The sequence below is a fragment of the Prochlorococcus marinus str. NATL2A genome, from assembly GCF_000012465.1.
Lineage (GTDB): Bacteria > Cyanobacteriota > Cyanobacteriia > PCC-6307 > Cyanobiaceae > Prochlorococcus_B > Prochlorococcus_B marinus_B.
The window spans coordinates 814,008-830,420 of sequence record NC_007335.2 but is presented as its reverse complement, the minus strand read 5'-3'; the positions used below and the strand labels follow the sequence as shown (position 1 = coordinate 830,420).

Below are 16,413 nucleotides of genomic sequence, written 5' to 3'. Positions count from 1 at the left end.
TTGAGCGTTAGAGCAACAATTTCAGACAGCAAATCTGACTTCCATAAGGAATTTCCTTATGTAATTCCAGCTATTTATAGAAAGCTTGCAGATGAACTGCTAGTAGAACTTCACCTGTTGAGTCATCAGAAAAACTTTAAGAAAGATTCAATTTTTTCTACAGGATTGAAAGAAGTATTCAGTAAATTTACGAGTGGGTATAAACCCAGCGAACATGCTACAAAGCTATTCGACGCAATATGCAATTGTAATGGTTTTAACCCAACTGAGATAAATAACTCCTCAGAACAATTAGTTAGCAATGCGAAATCATTTACAAAAGAAGATTTAAATTCATTTCTATCAAAAACGAATAACGATAACAAAGGCTATGACTACTATAGTCGTATCAATGCTATTGGTATATATAAGTTAGTTAGCGAAATGCCATTATTTAAGGAAGTAAAAGAGGAAGATCTTAATAAAGAAATAAATGATATTTCTAAATCTCTTGGCTACCAATATTCAAGGGTTGAGAAAGATATAAGTATGTATAAATCAAATATTGAGAAGATGAAACAAGCATTAGAAATTATCGCACTAAACCTAAAAACTAAATAAAAATAGATGTCATTTTTTTCGTCTTTTATCCTTCCAATCAATATAACTAATATAGATCACACCTATTGTGATAAATGATAGAAGCGCAATAGAAAAAAATGATAAAAAACTATATAGATTAAAGTCTATAGGCATAGCTATGGCTATAGATCAATCGAGCCATCACCGTTTCTACCCCAAACAACCATTGCTATAGAAAAGGTGAAAATCGCAGCTAATGAAGCCCAACCCAAAGTAAAGATCATGACTAGGATTATTTTCTTAAATTATAACTTATCAGAAAGGTCAGTACTTCACTCCCAGAGAAATCAAAAGAAATTAAAAAATCCGAAAAAAGGCATCTAAAAATGGGAAGACTTGTCCAAAACCACAGCACAAATATAGAAGGCCTAATTAAATGGTTGAAGAAAATTGCAGCAAGCAAAGAGGTAAAAACAGTTACACCCGCCTCGCTATCAAAGACTAACGGTAGAGGTGAGAAGCTTGAACTAAAAGTTACAGTGAAAACAAATGAAGGTTATAAGCTCCTAGCGAGGAAAGGTAGACTGGTCCAAGAGGTCTTCCTAGTTACAAGGTTGGCTGACAGTGAAATTAAAAAAATAATTGAAGAAACTAATCCAAAGTCTTATCGGAAAAAGAAAGGTTGTTAGATGAACCTTGTCGATAGTACACATTTTTATTTTGCTTAGATACACATTCAGAAAGTTCTTTTATGATATCTTCTTTGATCATATTCATCGCCGAGTCAATGTCGTATAGGTTATCTGCCATAGAAATAGTCACTTATTTTTATAAATATAATTCTCTAAAACAGAAAAGCTATGTTAATTAATAAAAAAAACAGATTTAAATAAAGTTTAATCAAAAAAGATCAAAAACTATAAAATAGTTTTATATATAAATCTTAAATCAAAATAATTTACACAAAAGATTAAAAATAGTTAATCATTTTGCTATTGGCCTAATTAATAAAACTAAAAGAATAAAAAACTCAAAGATTAAAGTTCATATTCATTTTTAAATTTGTCTAAATTCGTTAAGTAAAGTTCATGGAGACTGGAAGTATCATCATTAAAACCGACTTCCTTATACATTTGCTCAAGAGAAAGATAGGCACTCATTACAGGTAAAAATGCAGATTTATATTCTTCTTGTATGTCATCCTCATATATATCATGAATTATGGCTGTAATTAATTCGATTTGCTTCTTAGCTAATGAAATTTTTTTCTCTAATTCAGGACTAAGTTTACGTCTTCTTTTTGCCATTGAATACAATTCATCCTCAAAAATAATACACTATCTTTAATCGAAAAATCAATAAGAAGAATCTTAGAAATCAAAAGGAAAGTAGATTAAGAGTAAATACTCATAAAAGAAGTAGATGACTATACCATTTTTATAAAAATGGTATATATTTTAATTGGTATAATATCGATATGATATTAGCCCTAATCAATTTTATTTAAGGGCTAATTAATCTAACTATCAATATGAAAAGTAAATCAGATAAAAACCAATCAAAGCTACCATGGTGGGTTGAACTCTTGTTTGTTCAAATCGGATTACCTGATTCATGGCTTTCTAAATATCTCAAGAAGAAAAAAGAAGCTGCAAATTTCATTAATGAAAATAAAAAAAATATTGTCTATTCCGCGATAATAATTGCAGGTATATTATACATATATCCAATAGTAAGGTATACATCATCAAGTGCCTCATGTATAGACAAAACGACAAAGTATCTAAAATCTAATAATTCAAACAGATCACAAAATGCAATAGATATAAATTCACTAGCAGTTGGATATTGTCATGGTGGCTCCTTACCAGAATAATCACATGTTAGTTATTTAGATTTATCACGATCAATATCATATGTTGGTGGTTTCTCAGGAACCGTTCCCTCAAGTAAAGGAATCAATTTAGAAATAAACCTGCCCATAACCGGAACCCAAAATTTCGCGTAGGCATTTTTAAGCATCTTATTCATTTTATTATGTGGTTCAAAATAATTAGTATAATACTATGAGTCAATATTCATTAATAATAAGTGATTGTCAAATTTTTTAACAGGAACAAAGATTTGTTTGTATTTTAATTTTTCTAATGAATTAGCATTAGAAGTAATTACATACTTATATTTACTAATTACTTCAAACTCATCTACAATCACAGAGGAAGGTAAATAATACGATAGTAAAGTCTGAATCTTACTGTCAACACTAAATAGATAAATAGTATTAGAGTTTATAATTGATGAAACATCTGCGTCCTTCAGGAAAAGTTTCGTATTAAGATTGGGATTACCTAGCACACCAAAATTAAATAATAATGATAAAGAAATATATTGCGGTATGATTATATTATAAAAGAAATTAATAATATTAGAATTTGGATATTTAATATCAAATAGAAATCTAAGTGAAGTAATATAGGATAACACAATTAATGAGATAAGAATATACACTATTAAGGGATTTCCTCTTGAATAAAGAAGTACTTGGTCTGAAAATCTAAGAATTGAAAATAATAGAACAGATGATAAGATTAAAAGTAGAATAAAGACTAAATAGCTAATAATAGAGCTTGAAAATGAATATCTAGGTGAATTAGATGTTAGGTAGTTGGCAAAGATTATAGATAAAGAAGGTAAGAGAAAAAGATAATAATGTGGATATGATCTAGACATGCATAATAGTAAGATTAAAGATAAAAGAGGGTAACAATAAATCAATAATGGATATTTAGCCTTATTATTGGATCCAGTGAATACAAAAAGAAAAAGAAGTAATATTCCAATCGGAAATGTTAAATAAAGAAAATTAACAGGTACGAGTAATAAATTATTAAAAGAAACTTCACCGAGAGCCTGTTTCTTTGCAAAATCAAAAAGGCTTGTAATTCCGGAGATCCCAAACTTTTGAAACGAAAAATACAGATTAAGAAACGTGGGAATAAACCCAACAGCTATTCCAGTACAAAAGAAAAGTTTAAAAGTAAACTTTTTTCTAAATAAATGATAAAAAATGAAAGGGGTTAGACCTATAAAAGGAACAAAGGCCATATAACTTCTAATAAAAAAAGAAGAAGAAATAAAAAGGCCTGAACAAAATAAATTTAAATACTGACTTATATATTTTGAAGAATCTAGTGATTTAAGGAAAAATAATATAACTAATAGAATACAAAGTACAAATGGTAGATCTGGACTTGCATATCTTGAATATTGAATCCATAATGGCATTGATGAAAGTGAAAACAAAGAAATCAATGCAGACTTACTATTTGTAGTTTTTAATGCTATTAAGTATGAGGTTATTAAGCAAAGGAAAGAAGAAAGAATACTTGGAAGCCTTACAGCTAGTTCACTATTCCCAAACAACCTTATAGATAATGCTATAAACCAATAACTTCCTACTGTCTTATGGTGAGGGGATATGAAGGGGGGGGAAAACCAATTAGCAGAGGACTCAGTCAATCTTGCTCTTCTCGCGTAAAGTCCCTCGTCATGAGCGACAAGACTTTGACTAGAAAAATCGATAAGGAAATAAAGTGATATAAAAAAAAGAATAGCAAAGAAAGGTAAAATAATTTTTTTGTTCTTTAAGAAAAAATTTAAAACTACTACTTTAATCTTCATATAGTTAATAACATTAGATAAAGGAATTTGCATATTCGAATATGACTAGAAACTCAAACGTTCATTTTTAATGAACTACACTTAAACCAAATTATATACTTAGTGATTTGATTTGGGAATCTAAAAAGTATGAATTAATAACATCATGTATAATGATAGATATTATAAGACTTGGAAAAGATGGCAACCGCTAAGGAAAAGAAGGAAGAAGTAAAGGCATCCCTCAAGATCTTAAGAGCTGAACTGAGAAAAATGCATTTAGGTGTAACAGAAGAGTTGGCCCTACCAGAACCAACAGAAGTAAAAAAATTAATGACGCAAATGGAGGAGCTTTTAGTAGTAATTGAACCAAAATCATCAAGAAAAGCAAAAAAATAAACTCGACTCATTTCTTTTTAACAAGCCAGTGATAATTTAAAGTTACTAAATATAAAATAATATGTTAGTTTCTAAATTTAGAATTATTTATTGTTTTTTAAAAGAGATGGACTTGTAATTAGTATCGTAATTGCCAACGGGTGTTCAGAAATAGTATAAAAAAGAGTCGAAAAAGTAAAAAAATCAATTAGAACTCTAAGGTCAATTCTTAAATCATATATTGAAAGAATAATTAAAATAATTTGTAGCCAATTGCATCTTAAATAAATAAATAGTCTACCAATTGAAATTAAGCTCATGTTTAATCAATCAAGCTTCTTTGTACTTGTTATTGATAACAATGAAGGAGCTAAAGCTATACTCGACCATGATCCAATTATAACTCCGATTAACAACGCAAATGCAAACCAATACAATGTTGATCCTCCCCAAATTAATATACATATTAATGGAAGAAGTGTTGTAAGACTTGTATATATCGTCCTCGTCAATGTTGCACCAACGGCTTTATCAATCTGATATTTATAACTTAATTGATTTTCTATTAAACTTTTTTCTCTTATCCTATCAAAAACGACAACAGTATTATTTACTGAATAGCCTGCAATGGTTAAAAGAGATACAGCAAATAAGGAATCGACCTCTACATTAAAGAAATACCCCAGCCATGCAAATACACCACAAACAATAAGTATGTCATGCAAAAGAGCTAATAATGCTAAAAATGAGTATCGTCGATCATATCTAAAATTAATATATAAAGCTATTCCAAGAAAAGCAAAGAATAAAGAAATTAAACTACTTTTAAGTAACTGCCTCCCAAGACTTGGACCAATAATTTCAACAGACGTATTTTCATTGTTAAATGGGCCAAAAGATTTATTAACCTCGGCCACTACAGACTCAGATTGATTTGCCGATAAAAATGGAAGCCTAATGGATATTAATTGTGAATTATCAAGTAATTGAATCTGTGATCTAGATAAGTTGGGAGATGTATTTGAACTAAAGCTTTTGTCCTGTTTTTTTAAAGCGATTATATTATTAGATATTTCACTTGTATTTAAGCTAATACATTCATCAGTACAACTCCTCTCTAAGGTTATTTGAGTTCCTCCGGTATAGTCTAAGCCAAGATTTAAAGGGGCATTAATAGAAGTACTTTTAAGGCAAATTAGCATTCCAATTATTGAAATTAAACATAAAGAGAATGAAATAAGCCACACATATTTTCTATTTTTATAAATTTGAACATTAAATTTAGCTTTCATAATTTAAAAAATTTGAACTAGTTGTTATTGGACGTTGATAGATGGTGATGGAATCTGATTAACGTTAATAAAGTTAGAGATTTTTCGAAGACCTTGAAAACTCATCAAGAACTTCAAAATTGCTTTTGTACATGTTAAGGCAGTAAATAAGCTCAACATAACCCCTATACCTAAGGTTGCTGCGAAACCTTTTACAAATCCAGTTCCCAAATAGAATAACGTAATACAGCTTATTAAAGTTGTTAAATGACCATCAATTATTGATGAAAAAGCGTTTTTAAAACTTGCATCTATTGACCGAATCAGTGTATTTCCATTAAGTAGTTCTTCCTTTAATCTTTCAAAAATAAGAACATTAGCGTCAACCGCCATTCCTATACTTAATATAAATCCAGCTATACCTGGAAGAGTAAGAGTTACTGGGAGTAGAGCATAAATAGAGAGAGTAAATAGCGAATAACAAGATAATGCCAAGACAGCAACAAATCCAGCAAGTTTATAGATAAAGATCATAAAAATACCTACGAAAAATAAGCCTGTTAGAGCAGCAAAAAGACTTAAACGAATATTTTGTGTACCTAAAGATGGGCCTATTGTTCTTATTTGAACAATCTCAATAGGTAGTGGTAAAGCACCTCCCCTTAATTGAACTTCTAAGTTTCTAGCATCATCCGCAGTAAAATTACCGCTTATTGTCGCGGCTCCCCCAGTAATACCTGCTGTTTCAAATTGCTTACCAACACTTGCTTCGCTATATGAGATACCATCAATAACAATTCCAAGCAATCGAGACGTGCCAGCGATGGATTTTGTGAGATCTGCAAATAATTCTCCTCCCTCATTATTGAAGCTTAAAGTGACTTCCCAATTATTGGTATTTTGATCTTGTCGTCTTCCTGCATTTGTCAAATACTGTCCAGTTAATGATGTTGGTTCAAAAAGACTTGCTATTTCAGTACTTATTTTATTCCTTAAAGTATTAAATTGAACTTCATCTAATATCTGGTCAGATTGAATATTATATTTTTCGAATAACTGATTAATATCATTGTTAATATTGATCTCCTTTAGTAACTGAGCTGAATTATTATTCTCTTCTAATAAGCTAATTATAGATTCAACACTATTTCGTTGAGTTTGTAGATCTCTTAATTGAGCCGCTGTACCATTTTTCTGAATTCTGAATTCTAATAGAGCAGTTTCTCCTAATACTTTCGCTGCCCCAGAAGGATCTTGCTCGCCGGGCAGTTCTAATAACAATTGATTTGTTCCTACAGTTTGAAGTTGAGAATCTGAAACTCCCAATCCGTTTACCCTCTTGTCAAGAACAGCCTTAACTCCTTCTATTTCGTTAGGAGTAATTTTTGTAATTTCCTTAGTAGGCTGAACCTCTAGAGTTAGTTGACTACCTCCTCTTAAATCCAATCCTAATTGAAAAGGAATATTTGTACATATAAAAATACTAAATATTGCAAAAAGGATAACGAAAAGAAACCAGTAATTCTTTCTGCCCATTATTAATCTAACCCACCATTATTAATAATTTTTTCAGCAGCATCTACTATCTGATGAGGTTGAATAATGGTTAAATTTTCTAAGTTTCCATTATAAGGAGTCGGAATATCCTGACTGCTTAAACGAACAGGAGGAGAATCTAAATCATCGAAGCAATTTTCAGTAATCAAAGACATCAATTCAGCTGCAATACCTCCTGTTTTCATACATTCCTCAACAATAATTACTCTATGAGTTTTTTTAATTGATTTAGAGATTGTATTCATATCAAAAGGCTTAAGACTAATTAAATCAATTAATTCGACATCAATTCCCTTAGCCTCGAGAAGTTCGACTGCTTTTAAACAGTGGTGACGCATTCTCGAATAAGTCAAAATAGTAATATCGCTTCCCTGCTTTACTAGATCGGCTTGATCTAGGGCACAGACATAATCACCCTCAGGCAGCTCTTCTGTGAGGTTATATAGAAGAACATGTTCAAAGAAAAGAACAGGATTATTGTCCCTTATAGCAGCTTTCATTAGACCTTTAGCATTTGTAGGAGTACTACAAGCGACAATTTTGATACCAGGAACTGCATGAAAATAGGCTTCAAGTCTTTGACTGTGTTCAGCGCCTAATTGCCTTCCAACACCACCAGGGCCTCTTACAACTGTTGGAATAGTAAAATTTCCCCCGCTCGTATATCTAAGCATTCCCATATTGTTTGATATTTGATTAAACGCAAGCAACAAAAAACCCATATTCATCCCTTCCACAATTGGTCTTAAACCTGTCATGGCTGCACCAACAGCCATACCAGTAAAACTATTTTCAGCAATAGGGGTATCTAGGACTCTGAACTCTCCATATTTTTCATATAAATCTTTCGTCACTTTATAAGACCCGCCATATTGTCCAACGTCCTCACCCATCACGCATACCAGTGGATCTCTACCCATTTCTTCATCAATTGCTTCTCGAAGAGCATTAAATAAAAGAGTCCCTTTCACAGCTTTAACAGATCGTCCGGATTACCGGTTTGTTATTCCAAACTATCTCAAACAGTGCCTAATTACCCACCTGCGGCAAAAGTCGATAAAAGCAATATGGAAAGCAACATCCCAGGAGATAGTAATAAAACCAAAAGTCCCAAATCGTGAAGAGTCATAGAAAGATAAATATGACAATTTAATCTTTAAATACTAGTCAGTTTTTTCCTTTTTGCCTTCAATCAAACTTCGAATAAATACTAAAAACAAACCCAGTCCAATAAAACCAAACGTAAAAGTTGCAAGAAAGCTAATCCCAATAATCAGTGTTTTAAAACCAGAAGCAATACTCTGGGCAAACGGTGAAGAATAATTAGGAGAATGAATAGAAAAATATATAACTATCTTTTTACTAATAAAAAGACTTAAGAAGCTAAAAGACAAGCTCGTAATGGAACCTGAGAGAAAGCTTATGGGGCCTTTCTGTGGTTCAGGGCTATTGGGATGTAAAGAACTTGATGATTGATTAGCTAATTCATCAGATTCATTTTTAAACCCATTACTAGGTGAATTCATTTCTTAATTCAACTCCATTAGACATCATTGAACATGCCCAAGCTGATAAACCAGCCCTTTCAAATTCGTTAACATGTTCTTTGAGTACTTTATTTGCTTGGTCATAATTTTGAAACAAGGCAAAACAACTTGGACCAGAACCACTCATTGAAACAAGACGTGAATCTGGCAAACTAGATAATAAATTCAATGACTTCTCAACCTCTGGTGTCATAGGGCGAATGCTTTTTTGTAAATCATTTTGTATTTCTTTACGATTATCAAAAAGCGACTGATCAGACCAGTCAATAGATCTAATAGAGTTTCTTTTGATTTCAAAATCCCTATCATCTTCAAGATAGCTTTCACCAAACTGCTCTTTATATTTTTTGTATGCAACTGGAGTAGATACTTGTATTGAAGGGTCTTTAACTAAAACAAGACCTAACTGAATTTGATCAAATTTCAATTTTTCTAAAATTTCACCTCTACCAAAACATATTTGCCTCCCTCCTGATATGCAAAAAGGGATATCTGATCCTATTTCTTTTGATAGGTTCTCTAATTCATCAATCTTAAGATTTAGCTTCCAGAGTTTATTTAATCCAAGTAATGTTGCAGCTGCATCTGTAGATCCCCCTGCCAATCCTGCCCCAATAGGTATGTTTTTCTCAAGTTCAATATCAACACCTAATTCTTGATTTTCTACTTTATTTCTCAACAGCTTTGCAGCTTTTATTATTAGATTATCGTCACCATTACTAATTTCTTTATTATTAGATTTTAGATTAATAGTATTATCTACTCTTTTTATCATTTTCAATTGATCACTTAAATTAATACTTTGCATGACCATTGCTAATTCATGAAAGCCATCGCTCCTAATACCTAAAACCTCTAAATGTAGATTAATTTTTGCATGTGCATTTGCGATAAGAAAATCTTCATTTGCTTTGGAAGGTACCATTTTCGATAACACAAGTTTCTTTTAAAGCTTTTGCCAAGCCGAACCAATTGGAAGGTGAAATTTCCTGTGGTCTTTGATCAAGACTAATACCTCTGTAGGCGAAAAATTCCTTTATTTGATCGTTGGAAGTAACAAAACTTCCAATCGTGTTTCGTAATTTTTTTCTTCTACCAGCAAAAGCATGTTTCAAAAGTTTCTCTAATAAATTCCCTACCTCATAAAAATCTGGATCAATAGATGCAAAGGGCTTAATCATGACTACTTTAGAATCCACCTTCGGTGCTGGTTGAAAACATTTAGAAGGCACATCACATACGTCCTGACACTTAGCTAAAAGCTGGATCCGTACACTTAAAGCACTAAAATTGCTTGTCCCAGGTCTTGCTAGAAGTCTTTGTGCAACTTCTTTTTGCATAAGTAACACTAAAGTTTCAAAACAATTATCAGGCGCTTTTCTTAATTCACCAATCAATCGTTTTAATAGTGGCCCTGTGATGTTGTAAGGAATATTAGCTACAACTTTGTTGATAGTGAGTCCATTCTCAGCATCCAGTGGGGCAGAAAGAATGTCTCCCTCTCTCAAACTAAATTTATTTTGATGGCTAAAACGTTTTTTCAAGCCAACGACTAAATCTCTATCTAGCTCTATTGCTTGAATGAATCTTGCTTGGGATTCAATTAATTTTTCAGTTAAAGCACCTTTACCCGGACCAACTTCTAATACGCAATCTTCAGGATTCAATTCGGCCGCCTTGACTATTTGATCCAAAACACCCTGATCTTTCAACCAATGTTGTCCAAAGCGTTTTCTTGGGATGTGCCTAAAATCATTCAAAGTGTTATCACCACCCATACGCATAAACTCCAAACCACATTGGAAACGATCACATATTTCACTCAAATAAAAATAAATTATTTAAAATATACTCACAAGAAGATCTTCAATCAATATACATTTTAAAAATGACTTTTGATAGCCATAGCCTTGAGCGTCTAAAAGAGCTAGGACGTAAACTTCCCAAAGAGATATCAAAACCTCAATCAAATGAATTAAATAATCAAAAAGAAACTAAAACACAACAGTTACACCCAGTTGAAACCGAAACTAACCCTGAACAACTTTTTCGAGAGTTGATGGAAATAAGTCCAGATGGGAACGTACCACCTCATTTACTAGAAAGACTAAAAAAACTTGAATCAAATAATGTGAAAATTTCTTCAAATTCAGATCCACAGATCAATGAAAGTTCTAAAGATCTTTCAGCTGAAGAGGCCCTAAACCTATACACACAATTTCAAAAATTTCTACTTGAAGATGATATCGATTAGAAAAAACTTTATGCTTAATATTTCACACTATAAAATCATTGCTATAGGAAAAATAAAAAAAAAGTGGATTCAAGAAGGTATAGAAATGTACCTAAAAAGATTACCTGGTTTAGAAGTTAAAGAAATTAAAGACAGCACACAATTAAAAGAAGAACATACGATCAAAGAAATTATCAGCAAAAATGAATTTCTGGTAACTCTTAACGAAAATGGGCAATCATTTACATCAAAACAACTAGCAACAAAACTTCTAAATTCTCACAATCAAAATATTACTTTTGTTATTGGAGGTGCTTCAGGTCTTTCCTCTTCCCTTAACAATTTAGCCTCTTGGCAATTAAGTCTTTCACCTCTAACTTTTCCGCATGAAATAGCTCGCCTATTACTAATAGAACAGCTCTACCGCGCAAAAGCAATCACCCAAGGAGGCCCTTACCACAAGGAATAAGCAGATCCGAAGGCGGAGTAATAGTTCAAGTGTACTATAATGCATAGTATTGATCTGCTCCTATGGGTTCAAATCGCTCTCGCTCTTCATCAACAGAAGGCTTGTCGTCACTATTAATTCCAACTATCTCTGCAGGCTTTCCTTCTCCTGCGGAAGACTACATAGAGCTCGGTATCGATCTAAACAAATACTTAATCAAGAATCCAATAAGCACCTTCTTTCTACGTGTAAGCGGTAATTCAATGAATAACGCAGGAATTTATAACAACGATTTATTAATCATAGATCGCAGTATAAACCCAAATCCTGGACATATTGTAGTTGCTCTCTTGGATGGAGAATTCACATTAAAAAGACTTATCAAAAAGCAAGATAGTTATTATCTGAAAGCAGATAAAGAAAATTATCCAGCAATAAACTTATATGAATATATAGATATACAAATATGGGGAGTAGCGATTTATTCGATACATGAACTACAACAATCAAAAGTCTAATTATGTCCAAAGTAATACTTCAAATTGATGGGAATAATTTCTATGCTTCGTGTGAACAAATGATCGATCCTTCCATAAAAGGAAAGGGATTAGTAGTACTTTCGAATAATGATGGATGCATAATAGCTCGCAGTTCAGAGGCCAGAAGAATGGGAATTCCTATGGGACAGCCTTATTTCAAGTTAAAGAATAAACTAAATCAATTAAATATAAATGTGAGAAGTTCAAATTACGAACTGTACGGTGATATAAGTAATCGATTAATGCAACTACTAAGAAAAAATTGCGAAGAACTGGAAATTTACTCTATAGATGAAGCGTTTGGAACTATAAAACGTCCAAAAGAAAAGTGCTTATACAAATGGGGAAAAGATTTAAGGGCTTTGGTTTATCAAAACATAGGAATACCAATATCTATTGGTATTGGTGAGACAAAAGTTCTATCAAAAATTTCTAATCATCTAGCAAAAAAGATACAAACGAATTCAGGTATATTTGATATAGGTCGTGTTGAAAATAAAGATCATTATCTTGATCTAATTAATGTAGATAAAGTTTGGGGTATCGGCAAAAGGATGTCTAAATGGCTAAAAGACAGAGGCATCACTAATGCGAGAGAACTTAGAGATATGTCAAGCGACCAAATCAAAGGAAAGTATGGTGTAGTTGGTCTACGCATTCAAAATGAATTAAAAGGAAACCTCTGTATCCCTATAAAAGAGAACTCATCAGATCGAAAAGAAATCTGCGTAAGCAGGAGTTTTGCACATCCCATAGATAGCTTAGATGATTTGAGCCAAGCAATTATTAAATACGTTTTAATCGCAAGTGCTAAGTTGCGAAAATACAATCAATTATCTTCAGCTATTACGGTTTTTACGAATACAAATACTCATTCAAAAGATTTCTTTAGGAGTGAAGCAACAGAAAAAATAAGCGTTCCAACTTCTAACTCAAAGATCATGATTGAAAAAAGCCTATCACTAACAAAAGAAATTTTTAAACCATATAAAAATTTTATAAAAGCAGGTGTAATATTACATAAACTTCAAAGCAATCAATACAAACAAAACCTAATATTTGATGCACAGAATATTAAAGAAGAATTATATCTACAGAGACTAGATAATGTAATAGATAATATTAATTCGAAAAATGGTATAGATACAATAAATTGGGGATCATCAATGATGGATACAGAATGGAGCCCCCGAAGAAAAAATCTATCTAGTATAAAAACAACAAATATAGAAAATATTCCGACTATATATGCTAATTAGAAGTTAGTATAATATTTAACAATGATGCTACATATTAAAATTCAAACTGAGTGTCATGCTACATTGAAAAGAATAGAAGTCCTAGAAAAAAAAATATAGTGGAGTTCATAGAATTTATAGATAGAACAGAAGTAGAAATAATAAGGATGATTGAAAAGGCGGGATATAAGACAGCAGAAAATACAAAATTATGTTTGTTAGGTGAGAACTATGTGGGTTTTTTTAATCGTGTAAAAAAGGAAATTATTATTTGTACAAATAACGCAAAGAATCGAGAAGGATATACGCATCTAAGAAAGAAAAATAAGGATGTCTTTGAAAGGACAGCCTTACATATAAAAAAAGCTTTAAGGCATGAAGCTGTTCATGTCGCACAAGAGTGCAATAATGGAAAGTTATTAAAAATAGACAGAAAGCTATCAATGAATCCATCCAAGATCAATGCTTTTAATGGATCTATTAGAATTTCCAGAGAGGAAGAAAAAGAAAGACAAGCATATATATTAGAAGATAAACCAAGATTAGTAAAAAATGAATTACTAAAATATTGTCTATAATATTTTAGTAATATTAATTGTCTCTAAGTAACTGAATAGAGTTTAATTTACTACTAAAGATTAAAACCATTCCTTGCTCCAAATATGAAAGACCAATATAAGTCTTAACGGCATCGGAATTCACCAGAGCAGTACCACATGTTTCAAGAATAAGGACCGGTAGAGTGGAAGTCGATCCCTGCATTCTCTGAAGATCGAGAGATTGTCGTACAGCTAAATTTGCCTTAATAAGACCAATTTTATTGATAAAATCTGGCCATAGATCATTAGATAAAGAACATTGATCCAAATTAAAAGGTGAGATATTTTTCATTGATAAAAACTATATAAAATTATTTATAACATCTCTGTTGATCTAGATTTAGTATGTGTTTTCTTTCCGCGTAATAAAGTTGTTGAAAATTTATAGCATCATTATTTAAGTCTTCAAACATGCTAATAACTCTCTGTTCCATATCAGATGAATCGCTAGGCTCAGATTTTTCCTGAACAATAAGAGAGGCTATACAATTCTCAAGGGTTTGCAATCTCTGCGAACTCCATGCATCAATTAAATGTCTACAACGTTTTAAGGATTTTTGCTTTTCAAGAGCAGCCAAAGCTCCACGGATGAGCGACTCGGGGTCATTTAATGTTGCCAAACGAAGTTCATTAACATCTAGTAAAGGAGTAAGTTTAGGAAGATGCTCATTATCACTGGATAGGAAATTATCTAACAACTTTTTAATTAAATCAACATCAGCTAAAATATTATTAGAATCATTAAAACGATTAATCTTCTCAACAATTTCAGGACCAAACATATTTTCCTCAATGTTACTTATTGTAGACCATATTGCACGATGATGATTAATCGCGAAATCATCAAGATCCCTTAATCGAAGTTCATAACGAATAAAAGATCTATAATTAGGACAGTGAATATAAGTAAAAAGTATATCTGCCTCACTTCTTTCTCTGAGACTAATTTCTTGAGGCTTATCAATTTTTTTCGATCGACCGTGCCATCTTTGACCACTTATTTGATTACGTAAATCCTCCTCTAGTTGTAGAGAGAATCTACCTTGACCTCCACTAAGACGCTGAGCAACCTTCTGTAGATAATGAGTTCTAATTGCAGTTTGAGGAAGCTTTCCAAGGAGACTTACTAAGCTGCTAACGGCTTCCTGAAATTGATCAGATTTACTTAAATCTAAATCCTTCAATGATTGATCAATTTGCCAATCCATCCAAAGAGGTGATTTTGCCGCTAATGCTTCATATTCGGATGGAGAATTATCCTTAAGAAATTCATCTGGATCTTTACCTGAAGGTAATTGAAGGACTCGTAAATCTAGTTGACCTTGAATAGCAAGGTTTTCTACTTCACTAATGGCTCTATTAGCCGCACGAATTCCAGCATTATCTGAGTCAAAATTTAAGAGGATCTTTTTACTATCGGTGGCACGAGAAAGAAGCGTTATTTGATTGCGACTTAATGCTGTTCCTAAAGAAGCGACAACATTTGTAATACCCGAATCATGAAGTGCCATCACATCAAAATATCCCTCTACAACAACTGCATAATCTTTTTTCCTAATGGAAAGTGTGGATTTATCAAAACCAAAAAGATTTTTTCCTTTTTCAAAGATTTCAGTCTCAGGTGAATTTAAATACTTAGGTTCTGAACCATCAAGACTTCGTCCGCCGAAACCAATAACTCTTTTTTGCCTGTCGTGAATAGGAACAATTATTCGATTGCGAAATCTGTCATAGAAACCATTACCACCCTTTCGAGGAACAATCAATCCCGCCGATTCAAGGATTTCAACACTGACTTTTTCAATGTCTACAAAATATTTAAGCAGTGAATCCCAATTATCTGGAGCAAAACCAAGTTCAAAATTGATTAAAGTTCCATCACTTAAATTACGCTTATTCTTAAGGTAATTAAGTGCATTTTCTCCACATGGAGAATTCAATTGATTTCTAAACCAACCAGTAGCGGTTTTTAAAACACGATAAAGGGTATCTCTACGTGAAAGCTGTTGCTTGAGTCTTTCTTGTTGAGGTCCTTCAATCGTATCAATTGGTACTTGATATTTCTTAGCCAACTCAAGAACAACATCACTAAAACTTTGTCTCTGAAACTCCATTAAGAATTTAATTGCATTTCCACCAGCTCCACATGAAAAACAATAATAAAATTGCTTGCCAGGAATTACTGACATTGAAGGTTTACTATCATCATGAAAAGGACATATTCCAACATATTCTTTACCTTTTTTCTTTAAAACGACGTGTTCACCAACAACATCAACAATATCTACGCGCTCTTTTACAGACTCAATTGTCTTAGGATGTAGTCGAGCAGAAGCCATATGATAATTTTAATTGATATTTAAATATTTAGTTAAGAGATTT

21 protein-coding genes are annotated in these 16,413 nt (G+C 32.1%); 9 read left to right on the top strand and 12 right to left on the bottom strand.

All coding sequences use genetic code 11. From position 1 onward, the window contains the following. A complete protein-coding gene (gene psb29, locus PMN2A_RS04385) occupies positions 1–600 on the top strand; it encodes a photosystem II biogenesis protein Psp29 (RefSeq protein WP_011293825.1) in 600 nt (199 codons plus the stop codon). Between the two features lie 143 nt (positions 601–743). Here psb29 and petN read toward each other — a convergent pair whose 3' ends face one another. Then, positions 744–845 (bottom strand): cytochrome b6-f complex subunit PetN, encoded by a 102-nt coding sequence (gene petN / locus PMN2A_RS10085; RefSeq protein ID WP_011293824.1) that lies wholly within the window; start codon positions 843–845, stop codon positions 744–746. A gap of 102 nt (positions 846–947) precedes the next feature. Here petN and PMN2A_RS04380 point away from each other — a divergent pair, with 102 nt between their 5' ends. Then, the gene (locus PMN2A_RS04380; RefSeq protein ID WP_011293823.1) at positions 948–1,250 is read left to right on the top strand and encodes a DUF2103 domain-containing protein; all 303 of its coding nucleotides are present in this window, start codon (positions 948–950) and stop codon (positions 1,248–1,250) included. Between the two features lie 348 nt (positions 1,251–1,598). Here the strand turns inward: PMN2A_RS04380 and PMN2A_RS04375 are convergent, their stop codons facing one another. Continuing rightward, entirely contained in the window at positions 1,599–1,868 is a 270-nt protein-coding gene (locus PMN2A_RS04375; RefSeq protein ID WP_011293822.1) for a hypothetical protein, read from the bottom strand. A gap of 224 nt (positions 1,869–2,092) precedes the next feature. Here PMN2A_RS04375 and PMN2A_RS04370 point away from each other — a divergent pair, with 224 nt between their 5' ends. Next, the gene (locus PMN2A_RS04370) at positions 2,093–2,437 is read left to right on the top strand and encodes a hypothetical protein (protein ID WP_011293821.1); all 345 of its coding nucleotides are present in this window, start codon (positions 2,093–2,095) and stop codon (positions 2,435–2,437) included. 11 nt (positions 2,438–2,448) lie between these two features. Here the strand turns inward: PMN2A_RS04370 and PMN2A_RS10470 are convergent, their stop codons facing one another. Both PMN2A_RS10470 and PMN2A_RS04365 read right to left on the bottom strand, forming a co-directional pair. Next, a complete protein-coding gene (locus PMN2A_RS10470) occupies positions 2,449–2,592 on the bottom strand; it encodes a hypothetical protein (RefSeq protein WP_011295059.1) in 144 nt (47 codons plus the stop codon). A 33-nt stretch (positions 2,593–2,625) separates the two neighbouring features. Continuing rightward, a complete protein-coding gene (locus tag PMN2A_RS04365) occupies positions 2,626–4,275 on the bottom strand; it encodes an ArnT family glycosyltransferase (RefSeq protein WP_011293820.1) in 1,650 nt (549 codons plus the stop codon). Positions 4,276–4,422: 147 nt separating this feature from the next. Here PMN2A_RS04365 and PMN2A_RS04360 point away from each other — a divergent pair, with 147 nt between their 5' ends. Further along, entirely contained in the window at positions 4,423–4,620 is a 198-nt protein-coding gene (locus tag PMN2A_RS04360) for a hypothetical protein (RefSeq protein ID WP_011293819.1), read from the top strand. Between the two features lie 305 nt (positions 4,621–4,925). Here PMN2A_RS04360 and secF read toward each other — a convergent pair whose 3' ends face one another. From secF to rsmA, 6 genes are all read right to left on the bottom strand, one after another. Beyond that, entirely contained in the window at positions 4,926–5,891 is a 966-nt protein-coding gene (gene secF, locus PMN2A_RS04350; RefSeq protein WP_011293817.1) for a protein translocase subunit SecF, read from the bottom strand. 24 nt (positions 5,892–5,915) lie between these two features. Next, positions 5,916–7,406, bottom strand: coding sequence for a protein translocase subunit SecD (gene secD / locus PMN2A_RS04345; RefSeq protein WP_011293816.1), 1,491 nt, complete (start codon positions 7,404–7,406; stop codon positions 5,916–5,918). 2 nt (positions 7,407–7,408) lie between these two features. Continuing rightward, entirely contained in the window at positions 7,409–8,398 is a 990-nt protein-coding gene (locus PMN2A_RS04340; protein ID WP_011293815.1) for a pyruvate dehydrogenase complex E1 component subunit beta, read from the bottom strand. Positions 8,399–8,590: 192 nt separating this feature from the next. Beyond that, the gene (locus PMN2A_RS04335; RefSeq protein WP_011293814.1) at positions 8,591–8,953 is read right to left on the bottom strand and encodes a DUF3082 domain-containing protein; all 363 of its coding nucleotides are present in this window, start codon (positions 8,951–8,953) and stop codon (positions 8,591–8,593) included. Continuing rightward, on the bottom strand, positions 8,940–9,899 hold the full coding sequence (gene ispE / locus PMN2A_RS04330) for a 4-(cytidine 5'-diphospho)-2-C-methyl-D-erythritol kinase (RefSeq protein ID WP_011293813.1): 960 nt from the start codon (positions 9,897–9,899) through the stop codon (positions 8,940–8,942). The genes PMN2A_RS04335 and ispE overlap by 14 nt, the downstream gene beginning before the upstream one ends. Beyond that, positions 9,877–10,752, bottom strand: a complete 876-nt coding sequence (gene rsmA, locus PMN2A_RS04325; RefSeq protein ID WP_011293812.1) for a 16S rRNA (adenine(1518)-N(6)/adenine(1519)-N(6))-dimethyltransferase RsmA — start codon at positions 10,750–10,752, stop codon at positions 9,877–9,879. Before rsmA ends, ispE begins: the two co-directional genes overlap by 23 nt. Positions 10,753–10,862: 110 nt before the next feature. Between rsmA and PMN2A_RS04320 the strand changes: the two genes are divergently transcribed. From PMN2A_RS04320 to PMN2A_RS04300, 5 genes are all read left to right on the top strand, one after another. Then, positions 10,863–11,228: a hypothetical protein gene (locus PMN2A_RS04320; RefSeq protein ID WP_011293811.1), complete on the top strand. Its 366-nt coding sequence runs from the start codon at positions 10,863–10,865 to the stop codon at positions 11,226–11,228. Positions 11,229–11,238: 10 nt separating this feature from the next. Beyond that, positions 11,239–11,676, top strand: coding sequence for a 23S rRNA (pseudouridine(1915)-N(3))-methyltransferase RlmH (locus PMN2A_RS04315; protein ID WP_041711182.1), 438 nt, complete (start codon positions 11,239–11,241; stop codon positions 11,674–11,676). A 62-nt stretch (positions 11,677–11,738) separates the two neighbouring features. Next, positions 11,739–12,173 (top strand): LexA family protein, encoded by a 435-nt coding sequence (locus PMN2A_RS04310; RefSeq protein ID WP_011293809.1) that lies wholly within the window; start codon positions 11,739–11,741, stop codon positions 12,171–12,173. A 2-nt stretch (positions 12,174–12,175) separates the two neighbouring features. Further along, on the top strand, positions 12,176–13,453 hold the full coding sequence (locus PMN2A_RS04305; protein ID WP_011293808.1) for a Y-family DNA polymerase: 1,278 nt from the start codon (positions 12,176–12,178) through the stop codon (positions 13,451–13,453). A gap of 50 nt (positions 13,454–13,503) precedes the next feature. Further along, complete coding sequence (locus PMN2A_RS04300; protein ID WP_011293807.1) at positions 13,504–14,010, top strand: hypothetical protein; 507 nt, start codon at positions 13,504–13,506, stop codon at positions 14,008–14,010. Between the two features lie 13 nt (positions 14,011–14,023). Here the strand turns inward: PMN2A_RS04300 and PMN2A_RS04295 are convergent, their stop codons facing one another. Both PMN2A_RS04295 and dnaG read right to left on the bottom strand, forming a co-directional pair. After that, positions 14,024–14,323 (bottom strand): hypothetical protein, encoded by a 300-nt coding sequence (locus PMN2A_RS04295; RefSeq protein ID WP_011293806.1) that lies wholly within the window; start codon positions 14,321–14,323, stop codon positions 14,024–14,026. A gap of 19 nt (positions 14,324–14,342) precedes the next feature. Continuing rightward, positions 14,343–16,370: a DNA primase gene (gene dnaG / locus PMN2A_RS04290; RefSeq protein ID WP_011293805.1), complete on the bottom strand. Its 2,028-nt coding sequence runs from the start codon at positions 16,368–16,370 to the stop codon at positions 14,343–14,345. Positions 16,371–16,413: the final 43 nt, after the last annotated feature.